At 36.1% G+C, this 23111-nt stretch carries 12 protein-coding genes and 1 pseudogene; all 13 read left to right on the forward strand.

Annotation, left to right across the window (positions count from 1 at the left end):
* Nucleotides 1-2 precede the first annotated feature (2 nt).
* The 13 genes and pseudogenes from KO493_RS07305 to sprA all read left to right on the forward strand — a co-directional run bounded on the left by KO493_RS07305 (nt 3) and on the right by sprA (nt 23056).
* Nucleotides 3-3107 (forward strand): TAT-variant-translocated molybdopterin oxidoreductase, encoded by a 3105-nt coding sequence (locus KO493_RS07305; protein ID WP_216067288.1) that lies wholly within the window; start codon nt 3-5, stop codon nt 3105-3107.
* Between the two features lie 28 nt (nt 3108-3135).
* A pseudogene (nrfD, locus tag KO493_RS07310) lies at nt 3136-4560 on the forward strand (NrfD/PsrC family molybdoenzyme membrane anchor subunit); the annotation flags it as partial.
* 36 nt (nt 4561-4596) lie between these two features.
* Nucleotides 4597-5127 carry a DUF3341 domain-containing protein gene (locus tag KO493_RS07315; protein WP_216067290.1) on the forward strand — a complete coding sequence of 177 codons (531 nt, stop codon included), beginning with the start codon at nt 4597-4599 and terminating at the stop codon, nt 5125-5127.
* Nucleotides 5128-5135: 8 nt separating this feature from the next.
* Nucleotides 5136-5687: a c-type cytochrome gene (locus KO493_RS07320; RefSeq protein ID WP_216067291.1), complete on the forward strand. Its 552-nt coding sequence runs from the start codon at nt 5136-5138 to the stop codon at nt 5685-5687.
* Nucleotides 5688-5709: 22 nt separating this feature from the next.
* Entirely contained in the window at nt 5710-7071 is a 1362-nt protein-coding gene (locus KO493_RS07325; RefSeq protein ID WP_216067292.1) for a quinol:cytochrome C oxidoreductase, read from the forward strand.
* A gap of 32 nt (nt 7072-7103) precedes the next feature.
* Complete coding sequence (locus tag KO493_RS07330; protein WP_216067293.1) at nt 7104-8171, forward strand: cytochrome c oxidase subunit II; 1068 nt, start codon at nt 7104-7106, stop codon at nt 8169-8171.
* Between the two features lie 31 nt (nt 8172-8202).
* Entirely contained in the window at nt 8203-9996 is a 1794-nt protein-coding gene (locus KO493_RS07335; protein WP_216067294.1) for a cytochrome c oxidase subunit I, read from the forward strand.
* A 233-nt stretch (nt 9997-10229) separates the two neighbouring features.
* Entirely contained in the window at nt 10230-11252 is a 1023-nt protein-coding gene (gene ruvB / locus KO493_RS07340) for a Holliday junction branch migration DNA helicase RuvB (RefSeq protein WP_216067295.1), read from the forward strand.
* Between the two features lie 51 nt (nt 11253-11303).
* Entirely contained in the window at nt 11304-11840 is a 537-nt protein-coding gene (locus KO493_RS07345; protein WP_216067296.1) for a hypothetical protein, read from the forward strand.
* Between the two features lie 65 nt (nt 11841-11905).
* Entirely contained in the window at nt 11906-12832 is a 927-nt protein-coding gene (gene queG / locus KO493_RS07350) for a tRNA epoxyqueuosine(34) reductase QueG (protein WP_216067297.1), read from the forward strand.
* Nucleotides 12833-12884: 52 nt separating this feature from the next.
* Entirely contained in the window at nt 12885-15182 is a 2298-nt protein-coding gene (locus KO493_RS07355) for an NADP-dependent malic enzyme (protein WP_216067298.1), read from the forward strand.
* Nucleotides 15183-15235: 53 nt separating this feature from the next.
* Entirely contained in the window at nt 15236-15817 is a 582-nt protein-coding gene (ruvA, locus tag KO493_RS07360; protein ID WP_216067299.1) for a Holliday junction branch migration protein RuvA, read from the forward strand.
* A 6-nt stretch (nt 15818-15823) separates the two neighbouring features.
* Complete coding sequence (gene sprA / locus KO493_RS07365; RefSeq protein WP_216067300.1) at nt 15824-23056, forward strand: cell surface protein SprA; 7233 nt, start codon at nt 15824-15826, stop codon at nt 23054-23056.
* Nucleotides 23057-23111: the final 55 nt, after the last annotated feature.

Genomic DNA, 23111 nt, shown 5'->3' on the forward strand with positions numbered 1-23111 from the left:
ATATGTCATCAAACAAGAAATACTGGAAAAGTGTTGAAGAGCTAAACGAAAATAGCTCTATTGTTGAGACGCTTAAACAAAACGAGTTTGTAGCAGAGATTCCTACTGATGAGTTTTTAGGAGATAAAGATGCGTTAGAGGCTAGTTCTACAACACGTCGTGATTTCTTAAAATATGTTGGTTTCAGTACAGCGGCTGCTTCTTTAGCGGCTTGTGAGGGTCCTGTTAAAAAGGCGATTCCTTATGTTGTTCAGCCAACAGAAATTATTCCAGGAGTTGCCAACTACTATGCAACTACAATTGCAGATGGTTTTGATTTTGCTAGTGTTTTGGTTAAAACGCGTGAAGGTCGTCCAATAAAAATTGAGAACAATACTTTGGCTGCTACCAACGGTAGTGCTAATGCCAGAGTGAATGCATCAGTTTTAGGTTTGTATGACAGCTTAAGAGTTCAAGGGCCTAAAAAAGAAGGTGCTTCAATGTCTTGGGACGATTTTAATGCCGAAACTACAAAAGGTTTAAACAATGTAAAAGCGTCTGGTAAATCTATTGTGTTATTAACACAGAGTTATGCAAGTCCTTCTACAAGAAAATTAGTTTCAGAATTTACTGAAGTTTACGGTAATGTAAACCATGTGGTTTATGATGCTGTTTCTGAATTTGCTGCTGTTCAAGCTTTTCAAAAGAAATATAACAAACGCGGATTAGCAGATTATGATTTTTCTGAAGCCATGACTGTTGTTTCTGTTGGTGCAGATTTCTTAGGAGATTGGCAAGGTGGCGGTTTTGATGCTGGATATGCTAAAAACAGAGTGCCTGATCATGGTAAAATGTCTCGTCACATTCAGTTTGAGTCGAATATGTCTCTTTCTGGTGCCAACGCCGATAAACGTGTTCCGGTTTCACCGAATCAACAAAAATTAGTTTTAGCTAAATTATATAGTTTAGTTACTGGAAACAATGTTTCAGTAAAAGGTTTACCTGCAAACGTTGAAGCTGCTGTGAAAGCCGCTGCGATTCAGCTTAAAAAAGCAGGAAGCAAAGGTGTTGTTGTTACAGGAATTCAAGATGTAAATGCGCAAACTGTTGTTTTAGAGCTTAACGAGTATTTAGCGAGTAAAGCCTTTAACACTAATGTGCTTATAAAAACAAAAGAAGGTAACGATAATGATGTTGCACAATTAGTTGCTGATATGAAAGCAGGTAAAGTAGGTGCAATTATCATGAGTGGTGTTAATCCTTTATATACTTTAGCTAATGCAGCAGATTTTGCTGAGGGCTTAAAGAAAACACAATTATCTATTGCGTTCTCAATGAAGGAAGATGAAACGTCTTCTCATACGCAATATTTAGCCGCTGCCCCTCACTATTTGGAGTCTTGGGGAGATGTTGAAATTAAAACGGGTCACTATAGTTTAACGCAACCAACTATTCGTCCGTTATTTGATACAAAACAATTTCAAGAGGCCTTATTAGCATGGACTGGTAATACTGAATCTTATAGTGATTATATCAAATCTACTTGGAATGCTGGCATTTTAGGTGGAGGGTCTTACAGCAAAGCTTTACACGATGGTTTCTTTGTTAATTCAACTGTAGAAGTAGAAGAAGCTGTAGAATTAGATGAAGACACAAGTGGAACGTCACTGTCTGGTGCAGCGCAAGCTTTAGCATCTTCAGCTAAATCAAAAGGCCTAGAATTAAGTTTATATACTAAAACTGGAATGGGTGATGGTCAACAAGCTAACAACCCATGGTTACAAGAATTTCCAGATCCAATCTCAAGAGTATCTTGGGATAACTATTTAACCGTTTCAAAAGCAGATGCTGCTGAACTTGGTTTATCAAACAGACACGTTGCCACTGGTGCCTTAAATGGTAGTTATGCTAACGTAACTGTAAACGGAGTTACTGTTAAAGCACCGGTATTAATTCAACCAGGTCAGGCTAAAGGTTCTGTAGGTTTATCATTTGGTTATGGTAGAACGGCTGGTTTAAAAGAAGAAATGCAAACAGGTGTAAATGCATTCGCATTATATCACAATTTTAATACGACTCAAAATGTAACTATAGAGCCGGCTTCAGGAGAGCATGAATTTGCTTGTGTTCAGCTTCATAATACATTAATGGGACGTGGAGATATCATTAAAGAAACGACTTTAGAGGTATTCAACACAAAAGATAAAGCACACTGGAATGCGGTTCCTGTAGTATCTTTAAATCATGAAGAAACGCCGGTAACATCTCCAGATGTTGATTTATGGGATGAATTTGATCGTACTGTTGGACATCACTTCAACTTATCTATCGATTTAAATGCATGTACAGGATGTGGATCTTGTGTGATCGCTTGTCATGCTGAAAATAACGTGCCAGTTGTTGGTAAGGAAGAAGTAAGAAGAAGTAGAGATATGCACTGGTTGCGTATTGATAGATATTATTCTTCTGATGATACATTCGAAGAGGATAACGCTAAAAAAGAAGATTTTTCTGGTTTATTTGGAGAAAAAGGATCTTTAGGTGGTTTCGGTGAGATGGAACACCCTGCTGATAACCCTCAGGTCGCTTTCCAAGCTGTAATGTGTCAGCACTGTAACCATGCACCTTGTGAAACTGTATGTCCTGTGGCAGCAACTTCTCACGGTCGTCAAGGTCAGAACCATATGGCGTATAACCGTTGTGTAGGTACAAGGTATTGTGCAAACAACTGTCCGTACAAAGTACGTCGTTTCAACTGGTTCTTATACAATGGAAATGATGAGTTCGATTATCATATGAATGATGATTTAGGACGTATGGTATTAAACCCAGACGTAGTTGTACGTTCTCGTGGTGTTATGGAGAAATGTTCTATGTGTATTCAAATGACACAGAAAACGATTCTTGATGCTAAACGTGACGGACGTGTAATTAAAGATGGTGAATTTCAAACAGCATGTTCTGCAGCTTGTAGCAGTGGCGCGATGGTATTTGGAGACATCAATGATAAAGAAAGTAAAGTTGCAAAAACTTTAGAAGATAACCGTATGTATCACTTGTTAGAGCATGTAGGAACAAAACCTAATGTGCAGTATCAAACTAAAGTGAGAAATACAACAGAAGCATAAATCTAATTAAAGAATCAATTATATAATTATGGCGTCTCATTACGAAGCACCTATTAGAAGACCTTTAGTTACAGGAGATAAGTCCTACCACGACGTGACTGTGGATGTGGCGAGGCCTGTAGAAGGAAAAGCAAATAAGCAATGGTGGATAGTATTTAGTATTTCACTTGTAGCTTTCCTTTGGGGAATTGGATGTATTATTTATACCATTACTACAGGTATTGGTGTCTGGGGTCTTAACAAGACTGTTGGATGGGCCTGGGATATTACCAACTTTGTTTGGTGGGTAGGTATTGGTCACGCAGGAACTCTGATTTCTGCTGTACTCCTCTTATTTCGTCAGAAATGGAGAATGGCAATTAACCGTTCCGCGGAAGCGATGACCATCTTCTCGGTTGTTCAAGCAGGTTTATTTCCAGTAATTCACATGGGTCGTCCATGGTTAGGATATTGGGTATTACCAATTCCAAATCAATTTGGATCGCTATGGGTAAACTTTAACTCACCGTTACTTTGGGATGTATTCGCAATTTCTACGTACTTATCGGTATCATTAGTTTTCTGGTGGACTGGTTTATTACCCGATTTTGCCATGCTAAGAGATAGGGCTATCAAACCTTTCCAAAAGAAGATTTATGCTTTATTAAGTTTTGGTTGGTCTGGACGTGCTAAAGATTGGCAACGTTTTGAAGAAGTGTCTTTGGTTCTTGCTGGTTTAGCAACACCTTTAGTACTTTCTGTACATACCATTGTATCTTTCGATTTCGCAACATCGGTGATACCAGGATGGCATACTACGATTTTCCCACCTTACTTTGTTGCAGGTGCGGTATTCTCAGGATTTGCCATGGTAAATACGCTTCTTATTATCATGAGAAAAGTATGTAACCTTGAAGATTATATTACAGTACAACACATCGAGTTAATGAACATTGTAATCATGATTACAGGTTCTATAGTTGGTGTAGCTTATATTACCGAGTTATTCGTTGCATGGTATTCTGGAGTAGAATACGAACAATACGCGTTCTTAAACAGAGCAACAGGTCCTTATGCTTGGGCATACTGGATGATGATGTCTTGTAACGTATTCTCACCACAGTTTATGTGGTTCAAGAAATTAAGAACAAGTATTATGTTCTCTTTCTTTATCTCAATTGTGGTAAACGTAGGCATGTGGTTTGAGCGTTTCGTAATTATTGTAACATCGTTACACCGTGATTACTTACCGTCTTCATGGACGATGTTCTCTCCAACGTTTGTTGATATTGGAATTTTCATTGGAACGATAGGATTCTTCTTTGTACTTTTCTTATTATATTCTAGAACATTCCCAGTAATTGCACAAGCGGAAGTTAAGACGATCTTAAAATCTTCAGGTGATAAGTACAAGAAATTAAGAGAAAGTGGACAAAGTTTATCTGGAACTGGTGCAGATCCAAGAACTTCAGGACCAATTAATCAAGAACCAAAAAACTAAAAGTAGCATATGGAAGCTTCAAAAGTAATTCACGCTATTTATACGGATGATGATGTTTTAATGTCTGCTGTTAAGAAAGTAAAAGCAGAGAGATATCATATAGAAGAAATTTATACACCATTTCCTGTGCATGGGCTAGACCACGCTATGGGACTTGCGCCAACTCGTATTGCTATTGCAGCATTTATATACGGTTTAATTGGTTTGACTGTGGCAACTTTAATGATGAATTTCATTATGATTGAAGATTGGCCTCAAGATATTGGTGGTAAACCTAGCTTTAGCTATTTAGAAAACATGCCAGCGTTTGTTCCAATTATGTTTGAGCTTACGGTATTTTTCTCGGCCCACTTAATGGTAATTACATTTTACTTACGTAGTAGAATGTGGCCTTTTAAAGAAGCTGAAAATCCAGACCCAAGAACTACAGATGATCATTTCTTAATGGAAATCGCTGTAAATGGAAACCAAGAAGCCATAGAAACGTTGCTTGCTGGAACTGGTGCAGTAGAAATTAATTTAGTTGATAAAGCCCATTAATAAGACATATGAAAAGCTTAATTAAAATATTAGTAATAGCAGTTGTTTTTGTAGCCGTATCTTGTAATAAAAGTACAGCGCCTAACTATCAATTCATGCCGAATATGTATGAGTCTGCTGGATATGAAACTTATGGTGAAGCGGCATTTAAAGATGGCGTTGAAGCACAATTACCTGCTGAAGGATCTATAGCAAGAGGGTTTATTCCTTTTGATATTGAAAACACGACTGAAGGTTACGAACTTGCAAAAGCATCGTTAGCGAATCCTTTAGATTCAACTCAAGTGGATTTAAATAGAGGTAAAGAATTATACGACATCTACTGTGGGATTTGTCACGGAGGAAAAGGAAACGGACAAGGTAACTTAGTAAAACGTGAAAAGATATTAGGTATTCCTAGTTATGATGATGCGGGTAGAGCAATTACTGCCGGAAGTATTTATCACACGATTTATTACGGAAAGAACGCGATGGGATCTTATGCAAATCAATTGCAAGAAGAAGAACGTTGGCAAGTGGTTTCGTATGTGTTACAATTAAAGGCAGATTTAGAAAAGTAAGATTGATAAGATTATTATAGATATGTATACATTTTCAAATAAATTAAAGACATTTTCTTTCATACTAATGATTTTAGGAGCATTAGGGGTTGGATATGGTTTTATGACATCTCATAAATCTTTTGAGGAAGTTGAGCACTTACTTGCAGAAGAATCACATCACGGTGGTGGACACGGTGAAGCAGACGCACACCACGTAACACCAAGTCAGGATGCTCATGCAGCTGAAGGGCATGGTGAAGAAGCACATACTAGCGTTGATGCACATTCAAAACATGTTACGCATGTACAACATCAAATAGCAAATCGACCTTGGTCTGCATTATATGTTGCGGCATTCTTTTTTATGATGATTGCTTTGGGTGTATTGGCTTTTTATGCGATACAAATTGCTTCTCAAGCAGGATGGTCTCCAGTATTATTTAGAGTAATGGAAGCGATAACAGCTTACCTATTACCTGGTGCTTTAATTGTTTTAATTATTGCAGTAGCTTCTGGAACGATTGGACATTACAACATCTTCATCTGGATGGATCCAGACGTGGTTGCTCATGATAAATTAATCCAAGGGAAAGCAGGGTGGTTAAACATTGGTGGTTTTGCCATTAGAGGTTTAATCTTTATTGCTGGTTGGGTGGCTTACCGTCACTTTGCGCGTAAATTTTCAATTGCTCAAGATAACGCTGAACCTGGTGATATTAGTAACTTTAAAAAAGCATTCCGTATTACAGCTGGTTTCTTAGTATTCTTTATCTATACAGAATCTATGATGTCTTGGGATTGGATTATGAGTGTAGATCCGCACTGGTTCTCTACATTGTTTGGATGGTATGTTTTTGCATCTATGTTTGTAAGCGGTATTACTGTCATTGCATTAATGTCTATCTATTTAAAATCTAAAGGGTATTTAGCTTTTGTTAATGAAAACCATTTACATGATGTTGCTAAATTTATGTTTGGTATTAGTATTTTTTGGACCTACTTATGGTTCTCTCAATTCATGTTAATTTGGTATTCTAATATTCCTGAAGAGGTAACTTACTTCATCACTAGAATTAACGATTATAAATTACCTTTCTTCGGAATGGTAGTTATGAACTTCTTGTTCCCAGTGCTAATGTTAATGAACGCTAACTACAAACGCATGAACTGGTTTGTTGTTATGGCTGGAATCGTGATTCTTTTAGGTCATTATGTTGATATCTTCAATATGATTATGCCAGCAACAGTTGGAGACAGATGGTTTATAGGAATTCCTGAAATTGGCGCTGTCTTACTATTTGGAGGATTATTCATATTTGTAGTATTTTTGTCTTTATCTAAGGCTTCATTACTAGCAAAAGGATACCCACTTATGAAAGAAAGTGAAGATTTCCATTATTAATAAGATTTAAATAAAGAAGAAAGACGAACCACATGACTACTTTATTAACAATTATAGTTTTAGTATTTATTTTAATTGCCATTTGGCAAATGGTTAAGATTTTTGATTTAGCGCAAGCTAAAACAGAAAATTCACAAGTTGCCAATGATAAAGATAATACCTTAAATGGTTATTTAATGATGGGCTTTTTAGCTTTCATTTATATAATAACTATCGTTTGTGTTGTTAAATGGGGTGATTTACCGCTTTTATCAAACGCGGCATCAGAACACGGAGGAACCATTGATAATTTAATGATAATTTCATTAGTTTTAATTTTCTTCGTACAAACCATAACTCAATTTTTGTTACACTACTTTGCCTTTAAATACAAAGGTGAAAAAGGAAAACAAGCGTTTTTCTTCGCTGATAACAACAAACTTGAAATGGTTTGGACTATTATTCCTGTAATTGTTTTAGCAGGTTTAATTATCTACGGATTAAATACTTGGATTAGTATTACTAGTATTGATGAAAGTGAAGATCCATTGGTTGTTGAATTATATGCACAACAGTTTAACTGGAAGGCAAGATATTCGGGAGCCGATAACACGTTAGGTAAAGCTAATGTGCGTTTAATTGATATCGATCGTGCCAATATTTTAGGTTTAGATGAAGCTGACCCTAATGCTCAAGATGATATCATTACTACCGAGTTGCACTTACCAGTAGGTCAGCCTGTTTTATTCAAAATGCGATCTCAAGATGTTCTACACTCTGCTTATATGCCTCACTTTAGAGCACAAATGAACTGTGTTCCTGGAATGATTACTCAGTTTGGATTTACACCTACTAAGACAACGGCTGAAATGCGTCAAACTCCAGATATTCAAGAGAAAGTTACGCGTATTAATAAGATAAGAGTTGAAAATAGTAAACCTCTTGTAGCCAAAGGAGAAGAGCCATTAGAACGTTATGAATTTGACTACCTTTTAATTTGTAATAAAATTTGTGGTAAATCACACTACAATATGCAAATGAAAATTGTTGTTGAAACTCAGGAAGAATACGACGCATGGATTGCAGAGCAAAAAGAATTCAAGAATTCTTTAATTAACTAATTAAACAAGAAACCAAACCGAATATAAGATTATGTCAGCACACGCAGATACTCACGCTCACGACGACGACCACGGACATCATCATAAAGAGACTTTTGTTACTAAATATATATTTAGTATGGATCATAAAATGATTGCCAAACAGTACCTAGTTACGGGTACTATTATGGGAGTTATTGGTGTTTTAATGTCTATGATGTTTCGTATGCAAATTGCATGGCCAGAAGAGCCTAATGTATTGTTTGAAGCATTATTAGGTAAATGGGCACCAGATGGTGTTATGGACGCAGATATTTATTTAGCTCTAGTTACAATTCATGGTACCATAATGGTATTCTTTGTACTTACTGCTGGATTAAGTGGTACATTTAGTAACCTTTTAATTCCGTTGCAAATTGGTGCACGTGATATGGCGTCTGGTTTCTTAAACATGGTTTCTTATTGGTTATTCTTTTTATCAAGTGTAATCATGATTATCTCTTTATTTGTTGAAGCAGGACCAGCAGCAGCAGGATGGACAATTTATCCGCCGTTAAGTGCTTTACCTATGGCACAAGGAGGTTCAGGTATGGGTATGACGCTTTGGTTAGTATCGATGGCTATCTTTATTGCTTCATCATTACTAGGATCGCTTAATTACGTGGTTACAGTTTTAAACCTACGTACAAAAGGGATGTCTATGACGAGATTACCTTTAACAATTTGGGCATTTTTTGTAACAGCTATTATTGGTGTTATTTCTTTCCCAGTATTATTGTCGGCAGCCTTATTATTAATCATGGATAGAAGTTTTGGAACATCATTCTTCTTATCAGATATTTTTATTCAAGGTGAGGTTTTACATTATCAAGGCGGATCTCCTGTATTATTCGAGCACTTATTTTGGTTCTTAGGACATCCGGAGGTATATATTGTAATTTTACCTGCGATGGGACTTGTTTCTGAAATTATGGCATCCAACTCTCGTAAACCTATCTTTGGTTATAGAGCGATGATTGTTTCTATATTAGCGATTGCATTCCTTTCAACTATTGTATGGGGGCACCACATGTTTATTTCTGGAATGAATCCGTTTTTAGGTTCTGTCTTTACTTTTACAACATTGTTGATTGCGATTCCGTCAGCGGTTAAAGCCTTTAACTGGATTACAACCTTATGGAAGGGTAATTTACAAATGAACCCTGCGATGTTGTTCTCAATAGGTTTTGTTTCAACATTCATTACAGGTGGTCTTACAGGGATTATTCTTGGAGATTCTGCTTTAGATATTAATGTACACGATACCTATTTTGTTGTAGCTCACTTCCACTTAGTAATGGGTATATCTGCACTTTACGGAATGTTTGCAGGTATTTACCACTGGTTCCCTAAGATGTACGGACGCATGTTGAATAAAAATTTAGGTTATATTCACTTCTGGTTAACGGCAGTTTGTGCTTACGGCGTATTTTTCCCAATGCACTTTATTGGAATGGCTGGATTACCTCGTAGATATTATACAAACAGTAACTTCCCATTATTTGATGATTTAGCTAATGTAAATGTTATCATTACAGTATTTGCTTTAATTGGAGGTGTTGTTCAATTGGTATATTTATACAACTTCTTTAGTAGTATTTTCTTCGGAAAGAAAGCAACGCAAAATCCATGGAAAGCAACTACATTAGAATGGACAACTCCTGTAGAGCATATTCACGGAAACTGGCCAGGTGCAATTCCTCACGTTTACCGTTGGGCTTACGATTATAGTAAACCAGGTTACGATGTAGATTTCGTTCCTCAAAATGTACCTTTTAAAGAAGGTGAAGTAGAGTTACATCACTAATTGATAATTACGGATTTTTTAAAATAGAAATTCATAACGATATACAAAGCCTTTCCAATTTGGAGAGGCTTTTTGTTTACACCAGTTATTTTAATTGGTAAATGCTATTATAATTGATAAATCGTATTTTTGTGTTTTAGAGTAAACATAAAAATTAAAGGCTTAGCTTTCCAAATAATGAAAAGTGGTCTTTGGTTAAACTAATACTATTCCTGTTATGGCAGGAAGTGCCCATGAACGAAAACCTTGATCCAACAAACGAAAACCTTTCTTCAGAAGAATTTGATGTAGAAAAAAAGTTAAGACCGTTATCTTTTGATGATTTCACGGGGCAAGATCAGGTTTTAGAAAATTTGCAAATATTTGTTCAGGCTGCTAATTTGCGAAGTGAAGCTTTAGACCATACTTTATTCCACGGCCCTCCAGGTCTTGGTAAAACCACTTTGGCTAATATTCTGGCCAATGAATTAAGTGTGGGTATTAAAATCACCTCAGGACCTGTTTTAGACAAGCCAGGTGATTTAGCTGGGCTTCTAACGAACCTGGAGGAACGTGATGTATTATTTATAGATGAAATTCATCGTTTAAGTCCGATTGTAGAAGAGTACCTATATTCGGCTATGGAGGATTTCAAAATCGATATCATGATTGAATCTGGGCCCAATGCAAGGACGGTTCAAATTAATCTGAATCCATTTACCTTAGTTGGAGCAACGACACGCTCTGGATTATTAACATCACCAATGCGTGCACGGTTTGGTATCCAAAGTCGTTTACAGTATTATAAAACCGATTTACTTACCACCATCATTCAAAGAAGTGCAGGTATTTTGAATGTTCCTATTTCTATTGAGGCTGCGATTGAAATAGCCGGTAGAAGCCGAGGAACGCCCCGTATTGCTAATGCATTGCTACGTAGAGTTCGTGATTTCGCGCAAATCAAAGGGAACGGAAGTATTGATATTAAAATTGCAAAATATGCCTTAGAAGCGTTACATGTAGATGCGCATGGCCTGGACGAAATGGATAACAAAATCTTATCAACTATTATTGATAAATTCAAAGGTGGTCCCGTTGGAATAACAACAATAGCTACTGCCGTTAGCGAGAGCCCTGAAACCATTGAAGAAGTTTATGAACCTTTTTTAATTCAACAAGGGTTTATTATGCGTACGCCGCGAGGACGTGAAGTCACAGAAGAAGCGTACAAACACTTAGGACGCGTTAAAGGACCTACACAAGGAGGTCTGTTTTAAGATTAAAATGATTATTACCAATTTACGAACCCCAAATAACCTATATTCCAAATGAAACATTTTAAATTATTTACTGCATTTATATGGCTTACGCTTTTATTCGGATGCGATAAAATTGAAGAATTAACCCAATTTACTATTGTTTATGAAGAAGAAGTTGTTATTGAGTCTTCAACAGTCGTAGATTTACCATTTAATGCCTTTACGCCCGAAATTAGTTCAAATTCTGAATCTAAGTTTGAAAATAATAATACGGGTAAAAACTTAATCGAATATATTGAACTTACCCGAATGACCTTGGAAATTGACGCCCCAGATCACGGTAATTTTGATTTCCTTAATGCTATTGAAATTTATATTTCTGCTGAAAACGAGAAAGAAGTACTTATCGCCTGGAAGGATGTTATTGAAGAAGACGGAAGTCGGGTTATTGAATTAGATACCTCTAATGACGATTTACAAACCTACCTTAAAAAGGATGAATTTAGCTTAAGACTCGCTACAGTAACCGATCAAATAATAACTTCAGACCATAAAATAAATGTACGTTCTGAGTTTTTTGTTGATGCTAAAATTTTAGGTCTTTAGTGTTTATATACTCTTCGTTTTTTGTTAGTTAAAAAATTTGAGTTTTTTTAACCTAAACGCAATCCATGTTAGATAACAAATCGAAATACACACAACGCATCAAAGCCGAAGCAAAGCGCCTTGGTTTTTTGTCGTGTGGGGTTAGTAAAGCACAGTTTTTAGAAGAAGAAGCGCCTCGTCTAGAAAAATGGTTGAATAATAACATGAACGGTGAAATGCGTTACATGGAAAATCATTTCGATAAGCGTTTAGACCCTACAAAACTCGTTGAAGGTTCTAAAAGTGTGGTGTCACTATTGTTAAATTATTATCCAGAAGAAAAACAAAACGATACTAGTTTTAAAATTTCTAAATATGCTTATGGTACCGATTACCATTTTGTGATTAAGGATAAGCTTAAATCATTATTGCATTTCATTCAAGATGACATTGGTGAAGTTGAAGGCCGTGCTTTTGTTGATTCGGCACCTGTATTAGATAAAGCTTGGGCGGCAAAATCGGGTTTGGGCTGGATTGGTAAACACAGCAATCTCTTAACACAACAAGTGGGCTCTTTCTATTTTATAGCCGAATTAATTATCGATTTAGATTTAGAATACGATGCCAGAGTCACCGACCACTGTGGTACCTGCACCGCCTGTATTGATGCTTGTCCTACGCAAGCGATAACCGAACCTTATGTGGTTGATGGGAGTAAGTGTATCTCTTATTTTACTATTGAATTAAAAGAAAATATCCCCACAGCGTTTAAAGGAAAGTTCGACGATTGGATGTTTGGTTGTGATGTCTGCCAAGATGTTTGCCCTTGGAATCGGTTCTCAAAGCCGCATAACGAACCTTTGTTTAATCCACATCCCGAATTGTTAGCCATGTCCAAAAAGGATTGGGACGAGGTTACAGAAGACACCTTTAAAAAAGTATTTAAAAAATCTCCAGTTAAACGAACCAAGTTTTTAGGCTTAAAAAGAAATATCAATTTTCTTAAAGAATAAGAGATTCCTTTTTTAGGATTGTTATATTTGTTAGTCACAAAATACAATTCTAATGAGCGAAGAAAGTAAACGTAGAGAAGCCCTAATATACCACGCTAAGCCAACTCCTGGTAAAATAAAAGTTGTTCCAACAAAAAAATATGCCACACAAAGAGATTTGTCGTTAGCCTATTCTCCTGGTGTTGCAGAACCTTGTTTAGAAATTGAAAAAGATAAAGAAAACGCATATAAATACACAGCTAAAGGGAATTTAGTAGCTGTGATCTCAAACGGAACTGCAGTTTTAGGTCTTGGTAATATTGGACCAGAAGCTTCAAAACCGGTTATGGAAGGTAAGGGGTTGCTATTTAAAATATTTGCAGACATTGATGTTTTCGATATTGAAGTGGATACAGAAAATGTTGAAGAGTTTATTGCTACGGTAAAAAATATAGCCCCAACCTTTGGTGGTATTAATTTAGAAGATATAAAAGCACCAGGTGCATTCGAAATTGAAAGACGTTTAAAAGCCGAGCTTGATATTCCTGTCATGCATGACGATCAGCATGGAACAGCTATTATTTCAGCAGCAGCTTTAATTAATGCTTTGGAAATAGCAGATAAAAAAATTGAGGAAGTAAAAATTGTTATTAGTGGTGCCGGTGCAGCTGCCATTTCTTGTTCACGATTGTATCAAGCTTTTGGAGCGCGACGTGAAAATATGGTCATGCTGGATAGTAAAGGTGTAATTCGTGACGATCGTGATAGCCTAACTTCTGAAAAAGCAGAATTTGCAACCCATAGAAAAATAGACACACTTGATGAAGCTATGGTTGATGCCGATGTGTTTATTGGTTTATCTATGGCGAATATCGTGTCGCCAGAAATGCTTTTGAGTATGGCAAAGAAGCCTATAGTGTTTGCTATGGCTAACCCAGATCCAGAGGTGAAATATGATATCGCTATTGCAACACGCAAAGATATTATTATGGCTACAGGTCGAAGTGATCATCCTAATCAAGTGAATAATGTTCTTGGTTTTCCATTTATATTTAGAGGGGCTTTAGATGTTAGAGCTACCAAAATAAACGAAGCTATGAAAATGGCAGCTGTTGAAGCCTTAGCACAATTGGCAAAAGAACCAGTACCAGAACAGGTGAATATAGCATACGGAGAAACACGTTTAACTTTTGGGAAAGATTATATTATTCCAAAACCATTCGATCCTCGTTTAATCGCTGAAGTACCTCCTGCAGTAGCAAAAGCTGCCATGGAAAGCGGTGTGGCCAAAGAACCAATAACCAATTGGGAAGAGTATAAGGATACTTTAAGAGAACGATTAGGTTCGGACAATAAACTGGTGAGATTGCTATTAAACCGCGCCAAATTAGACCCTAAACGTGTTGTTTATGCTGAGGCCGATCAATTGGCAGTAATTAAGGCCGCACAAATAGCTTATGAAGAAGGTGTTGCTATTCCTATTTTGTTAGGTAGAAAGGAAACGATAAAGAACTTAATGGTGGAAATTGAGTTTGAGGCTGAAGATGTCCTTATTATAGACCCGAAGTCTGACCAAGAAAACGATAGAAAAGATCAATATGCTAAAGTGTATTGGGAACAACGTAAACGTAGAGGAGTCACTTTTTATGCCGCTCAACGTTTAATGCGAGAACGTAATTATTTTGCTGCCATGATGGTAAATGAAGGTGATGCAGATGCATTAATTTCTGGGTATTCTCGTAATTATCCAACGGTTGTAAAACCTATGCTGGAGCTTATTGGAATGGACAAGGGGGTTGACAGAGTTGCAACAACCAACGTGATGATGACAAAAAGAGGGCCGCTGTTTTTAAGTGATACCTCTATTAACATCGATCCTGATGCAAAGGAACTCACTAAAATTGCTCAAATGACATCCAAAGTGGTGAAAATGTTTGGAATGACACCCGTAATGGCAATGATCTCATATTCCAATTTTGGATCTTCGCCTAGTCCAAAGGCCTCTAAAGTAAGAGAAGCCGTGGCTAATTTGCATCGTTTCAATCCAGATTTAATAGTAGATGGTGAATTGCAAACCGATTTTGCGCTTAACGACGAGATGCTAAAAGAGAAATTTCCGTTTTCTAAACTCGTTGGTAAAAAGGTGAATACCTTAATTTTTCCAAATTTAGATTCGGCAAATATCACCTATAAATTACTTAAAGAATTGAATGAAGCAGAATCTATCGGACCAATTATGATGGGCATGCGTAAACCTGTGCATATCCTTCAATTAGGTGCCAGTGTAGACGAAATTGTAAACATGACCGCTATGGCTGTAATTGATGCACAACAAAAAGAACAACGTGATGCTGAAAAGGGTGATTCATAGCCTTTCGATTGAAAATAATTTTATTACATTTGGTCGATAACCAACTGACATAAATGATAACCCACATACAAGGTAAACTCACAGAGAAAAATCCTACCCACGTTGTTATAGATTGTAACGGCGTGGGCTATTTACTTAATATATCACTACATACATTTTCTCAAATTCCAGAAGGGGAATCTTTAAAGCTATATACACATCTTCAAGTCAAAGAAGATTCGCATACGTTATATGGTTTCTCTAGTCTTGCAGAGCGTGAAATATTTAGACTTTTAATTTCTGTAAGTGGTATTGGCTCTAGTATTGCTCGAACGATGCTATCCTCTCTAACACCTAAGCAAGTAAGAGAAGGGATTGCCACAGGGGATGTGGCTTTGATACAATCTATAAAAGGGATTGGAGCTAAAACAGCACAACGCGTGATTATCGAACTCAAGGATAAGATCATAAAGATTTATGATATTGATGAAGTTTCTGTTTCACAAGGCAATACCAACAAAGATGAAGCGTTATCTGCTTTAGAAGTGCTCGGTTTTGTTAAAAAACAAGCCGAACGTGTAGTAGATAAAATTATGATAGCCCAACCAGATGCTAATGTCGAAACGATCATTAAGCAGGCTTTAAAAAATTTATAATTCATTTTGAAAATAACTAACCTTCAATTTTATAAATCAATTAAACCGTGTTTTTTATTCCTTTTTGTGCTTTGTTTCACAACGAGTGCTTTGTCTCAAGAAACACCTCAAGATTCGTTACAACCAGGGTATCATGTTGGTAATCTAAAAACACCAACACCTGCTAGTGTTGAGTCGAAATATACATACGACCCGGTTTCTAATCGTTATATCTATACTGAAAAAATTGGCGAATATAATTTGCGTTTTCCTATTATATTATCCCCAAAAGAGTATTACGCTTTAGTTGCTAGGGAAAATTTAAGAGCCTATTACAAAGAGAAAATAGATGCTTTTGATGGTAAGAAAGATGGTTCAGAAGAGGGGCGAAAAAATTTATTACCTGAATTTTATATAAATTCAGGGCTTTTTGAATCTATATTTGGTGGTAATACCATAGAAATTATTCCTCAAGGTTCTGTCGAAATGGATTTGGGAATTTTATTTTCAAAACAAGATAACCCATCGTTTTCTCCACGAAACAGGAGTAATTTAACCTTCGATTTTGATCAGCGTATCAGTTTAAGTTTGGTTGGTAAAGTTGGGGAACGCCTACAGATTAATGCCAATTACGATACACAGTCTACTTTTGATTTTCAGAATTTAATTAAATTAGAATACACGCCTACCGAGGATGATATCATTCAAAAAATAGAAGTGGGTAACGTAAGTATGCCTTTGAGCAGCTCACTAATTACAGGGGCGCAAAGTTTATTTGGTGTAAAAGCACAACTTCAGTTTGGTAAAACAACCGTAACTGGAGTGTTTTCTGAGCAAAAATCACAATCGAACACCGTGGTAGCACAAGGGGGTGGAACATTGGAAGAATTCGACGTTTTTATTAGAGACTATGATGAAAACAGGCACTTTTATTTGGCACAATATTTTAGAGATACCTACGATGCCGCTTTAGCAAACTATCCGTTTATTAATAATAAAGGTTTACAAATAAAACGTTTGGAGGTTTGGGTAACAAACAGAAGTAATCGAACTGAAAATGTGAGAAACGTGGTTGCCTTCCAAGATTTAGGGGAATCGGATAGAATCGGATTACAAACACCACCTGCCGATTTTGTAAATGTTAGTACTGGAGCTTTTCCAGAGAACGGGAATAATGATTTCGATCCTACTAATATTGGAGGGGCTGGATCACAACTTACAGAGGCTGTAAGAGACATTGCAACAGTACAAGCCGGTATTTTAGTGCCAAATGTTAGCGAAGGTGCTGATTATGCTAAACTCGAAAATGCTCGAAAATTAACAGAAGGGCAAGAATATACCCTAAATTCTGAATTGGGATATATTTCATTAAATCAACGATTGAGTAATGACGAAGTTTTGGCTGTTGCTTTTCAATATACTCTTTCTGGTAAGGTGTATCAAGTTGGTGAATTTGCAAATGACGGAATCGATGCTACCGACGTAGATACAGATCCTAATGGTAATGTTACTAATGTGGTAAATTCAAGTTTAATTCTTAAAATGCTAAAGAGCAGTGTTACGAATGTTGATCAGCCTGTTTGGGATTTAATGATGAAGAATATTTACGATACTGGAGCGTATAATTTATCGGAAGATGACTTTAAACTTAACATTTTTTATAACGAAGCTTCACCTTTAAACTTTATTACCCCTGTAGCTGGAAATTTTGCAAACGATATTAATGGTAATCCAATCGGTCCAAATACCGATGAAAAGGATTTAATCCAAAATGTGCCCTTATTAAGGGTTTTCAATTTAGATAAGTTGAATTTTAATAATGACCCACAAACAAGAGGTGATGGTTTCTTCGATTTTGTTTCAGGGATTACAGTTATTCCAGCTAATGGGAAAATAGTGTTTACTAGTGCAGAACCATTTGGTGAATATTTATTTGATATTTTAGGGGGTGGAGACTATAGTGATGAACTCACCTATAACGATGATCAGAAAAAGTATGTTTATGATATTCTTTACAAAGACACAAAAACACGTGCTTTAGAGTCTGTAGAAAAAAATAAATTCAAATTAAAAGGGCGTTATAAATCTACTGGAGGCGACGGGATTCCTATAGGTTCTTTTAATGTGCCACGTGGATCGGTGCGTGTTACTGCTGGTGGGCGTGTTTTAGTAGAAGGCATAGATTATACCGTAAATTATCAATTGGGAAGGGTTCAGATATTAGATGAAGCATTAAAAGCTTCCAATACACCTATTGAAGTTTCAACAGAAAATAATGCTGTTTTCGGGCAACAAACGAGACGCTTCACCGGGTTGAATGTTGAACATAAATTCAACGATAATTTCGTGTTAGGTGGAACATTCTTAAACTTAAATGAACGTCCAGTAACTCAAAAAGCAAATTACGGTACGGAATCAATAAACAACTCTATTTTTGGTATAAATGGAAACTATGCGACTAAAGTTCCTTTTTTAACACGTTTAGTCAATAAATTGCCAAATATTGATACTGATGTTGAATCTAATGTTTCGGTTAGGGGTGAATTTGCTTATTTATCTCCAGGAGCACCAAAAGGAACCGATTTAAATGGTGAGGCTACTTCGTATATTGACGATTTTGAAGGTTCGCAAAATGGTATCGATTTAAAATCGCAGCTGTCATGGTTTCTATCGAGTAGACCTTTAGATTTAAATGTTCCTAGTAACCCAAATGAAGACGATAATGGCATTCAAAATGGCTATCAAAGAGCTTTGTTAAACTGGTATTCTATCGATCCTGTTTTTTATAGTAGTCAGCGGCCAGACGGAATGACCGATGATGATATCTCTGGATTATATACCAGTCGCGTTTTTATAAACGAGCTTTTTCCAAATAGAGATTTAGTTCAGGGTCAAAATACGGTATTGTTTACTTTAGATTTAGCATATTACCCTAACGAAAGAGGACCTTATAACTTTGACCCGAATACAGCCAGTGGTGTTATAAATAATCCACAAGATAGTTGGGCAGGGATTACAAGACAAATTACATCCACCGATTTTGAGCAACAAAATGTGGAGTATATTGATTTTTGGGTACAAGATCCTTTTCAAGAAAACCCAAATAATCCAGGAGGGAAACTGGTTTTTAACTTAGGTAATATTTCAGAAGACATTATTAAAGATGGTAAGAAACTTTACGAAAACGGATTGCCAAAAGATGGGGATGTGACTTTTTTAAAACCTACTGCTTGGGGAACGGTAACACCACAAAATCAGTCATTAGTATATGCTTTTGATAGTACTGGTCAAGAACGAACGAATCAGGATGTTGGATATGACGGTTACAACGATGCAGAGGAAGCTAACGTATTTGGAGCGCAATTTGGTGATGATCCATCCAACGATAACTACACTTACTTTTTAAATGCAGACGGAAATATTTTCGATCGTTATAAAAAGTATAATGGTGTAGACGGAAATACACCAGATGGTTTCTCTAACACCGATAGAGGTGCAAATACACAACCCGATGTAGAAGATATTAACCGTGATAATACCATGAACACGATTGATAGCTATTATGAATATGAGTTGGACTTAAACCGACAAAATCTGCCAACTACCGAGGCTGAATTTAATAATTTGCCTGATAGTAACCCCTTGAAGCAGTTTTTAAGAGATTATAAAGAGCGCTCGCGTCCCTTACCAAATGGTCAGACTGCAAATGTAAGATGGTATCAGTTTAGAGTTCCTGTTGAAGGTGCGCATGCTAAATCGGTAGGTAATATTTCAGATTTAAGATCGGTGCGTTTTTCTAGAATTTATTTAAAGGAGTTTACAGAACCTACGGTTTTTCGTTTTGGTACTCTAGATCTAGTACGTAGTGACTGGAGACGCTATACTTTGCCTCTAGATGAGAATGATTCAGATCCAACAGATCCAAATACAGAATTTTCAGTTGGAGTTATCGGTACTTTAGAAAATGAAGGCCGTTATGAAAGTCCTCCTGGAATTGAGCCAGAACGTTTGTTTAATAATAATACTGTTGTACGTCAAAACGAACAATCTTTAGTTGTAGAAGTTTGTGGTCTAGAAGAGAAAGATTCTAGAGGTGTTTATAAAAACATTGATTTAGATATGCGTCAATATAAACGTATGCGAATGTTTATTCACGCTGAAGATCAAGATGTAGCCGTTGGAAGTTTAGGAGATGGTGATTTGGTAGGGTTTATTCGTATGGGGAATGACCTTACTGAAAACTATTATCAAATAGAAATCCCTCTACAGGTATCTGGATCAGAACTATGGCCAGAAAACAACGAGATAAACCTTGCTGTTGAAATGCTTGGTAAGATAAAAGCGGAAAGTATTTCTAACGGAAATTCTGATTTAGCATTTTACGATGTCATAGGTAATGATGTTGTACCGGTTGGTGATCCATTTTTGGGATATGTATTGGGGCAGCATCGTATAGGTATTAAAGGAAACCCAAACTTTGGAGACATTAGAACACTTATGGTAGGCGTTAAAAATGTGAGTTCTACGGATGCTTGTGGTGAGATTTGGTTTAATGAATTACGATTGTCCGATTTAGATAATCAAGGAGGTTGGGCTGCTATATTAAGTATGGATTCTAATATCGCCGATTTTGCAAATGTTAGTGCTACAGGAAGAAAGAGTACTTCTGGCTTTGGTTCTTTAGAGCAAGGCCCTAGTCAGCGTAGCTTAGAAGATGTTCAGCAATACGATGTTGTTACTAATGTTAATGTTGGGCAATTATTACCTAAAAAATTAGGGATACAAATACCATTCAATTATGGTCAAAGTGAAGAGTTAATCACCCCTAAATACGATCAATTATATAAAGATTTAACGTTGAAATCCCGATTAGACGCAGCAAATAGCGAATCTGATAGAGACGCCATCAAAGAGCAATCTGAAGACCATACCAGCAGACAAAGTATTAATTTTATAGGGGTACGTAAAATAAGAACAACCGATGCAAAACCACGCTTTTATGATGTAGAGAATTTAACCCTCAATTATTCATTTAATAAAATAGAGCATCGTGATTTTGAGATTGAAAACTCTGTAAATAAAACGTTACGTTTAGGTGCTAATTTTGCCCATAATTTTGAGCCTTTGGTTGTCGAACCTTTTAAGAAGAATGATTCATTGTTTGTAGGGAAATATTGGAAGATTTTAAAGGATTTTAATTTGAACCTGTTGCCAGCCAGTTTTACAGTTAATAGTGATTTAAATAGACAATTCAATAGGCAAAAGTTTAGGGAAGTTGATCTTACCGGAAGTAATATCGCTATTGAAGAATTATATAGAAGAAATTATTTATTCGATTTCCAATATGCGATTAATTATAATTTAACTAAATCCTTGCAACTTAATTTTACGGCTACCAACAATAATATTGTGCGTAACTATTTTGTTAATGACGATTTAATTGCAGGAGAACAAGATAATAGTTTAGGTGTGTGGGATGGCATGTTAGATTTTGGAGATCCTAACCGACAATCAAATAATCTGGGGATTACCTACCAGTTGCCATTAAATAAAATACCAACCTTTAGTTTCTTAGATGTTACCTATCAATATACAGGAAGTTTTCAGTGGCAAAAAGGTTCCGATTTATATAGTAATATACCATTGAATGGTGTTAATTATGATTTAGGAAACACGATTCAGAACTCCAATGTTCATAATATCAATTCATCAATGGATATGAATCGTCTGTATAAGTATATTGGTTTAACAAAAAAACCAATTAGTAGAGCACGAAGACGTAGTACTCCAGGTGGAGCTGCAGCGGGTGAACAGGGTGAATCTAAAAATGGACCTCAACCAAAATCGAATGGTCAATCGGGTACTAAATTACTAAATGCAGGGATTGATTTAATAACAAGTGTAAAACGAATTCAAATAAATTATTCTGAAAACAATGGTACTTTTTTACCAGGTTACCTTCAGTCTCCAGGTTTTATTGGGACTTTAAAACCTAGTGTCGGATTTATTTTTGGAGGACAGAGTGATGTGAGACATTTAGCAGCAAGAAAAGGTTGGTTAACCGTTTACCCTGAATTTAATGAGCAGTATACAACTACAGAAACAAAGCAATTAGATATCTCAGCGAGTTTACAGCCCGTTCGCGATTTGAAAATTGATATCGTTGGTTCGCGTGCCTATTACGAGAATTATGCCGAAAACTATAAGATTGAAAATCAGGAATATATTGAATTAACCCCAAATACGTTTGGTAATTTTAATATTTCAACGTTGTTGATAAAAACTGCTTTCCAGCCTAGTGATGAAACAACTTCACAGGCCTTTAGTGATTTTAGATCAAACCGATTAGAAATAGCTGAACGCTTGGCGCAAGAATTTTATGGTACGAGTAACTACGCCAGAGATGCTGAAGGGTATCCTTTAGGTTTTGGTAAAAGCAATCAAAAAGTGTTATTACCATCATTTTTAGCGGCCTATCAAGGTAAAGATGCCGAAAGTATAACTACGGATTCATTTAGAAATGTGCCAATTCCAAACTGGGATTTAAAGTATACTGGGTTTATGAAGTTTTCATGGTTTAAGAAAAAATTTAAGCGTTTCTCATTAACACACGGTTACCGTTCAACTTATACAATTAATCAGTTTTCAACCAATTTAAATTTGAATTTAGAATCTGCAGCTAATGAAAAACCTATTCCAGGAGTACCTTATGCGAATCAACCTCCAGAGGCCTTAGATCAATCTGGGAACTATAAAAATGAAAACTTATACAGTAATATCAATTTAACTGAAATGTTTAGTCCTTTATTTCGTTTAGATATGGAGATGAAAAACTCGGTTAAGATTCTGGCTGAAATGAAAAAGGACAGATTATTATCATTAAGTTTTGATAATAATTTAATGACCGAAGTTCATGGTAATGAATATATTTTAGGTTTAGGTTATCGCATCAAAGATCTACGAATTCGCTCTAAACTGGCTGGACCACAAAAGCGTATTATTAGTGATTTAAATATGAAAGCCGATGTTTCGGTAAGAGATAATAAAACAATTGTGAGATATTTGGATTTAAATAATAATCAGATTACCTCAGGGCAAACGATCTGGGGTGTGAAATATACTGCCGATTACGCGTTCAGTAAAAATTTAACAGGTATCTTTTATTTCGATTATACCTTCTCTGATTACGCTATTTCAACGGCATTTCCACAAACAACTGTACGTTCGGGACTTACTATCCGATATAATTTCGGGAATTAACATTTATGCTATTTGAATTTAACATTTGAATAAATACATTTGTTGTTTATTATTA

Source organism: Pseudotamlana agarivorans (assembly GCF_018860245.1).
Lineage (GTDB): Bacteria > Bacteroidota > Bacteroidia > Flavobacteriales > Flavobacteriaceae > Pseudotamlana > Pseudotamlana agarivorans_A.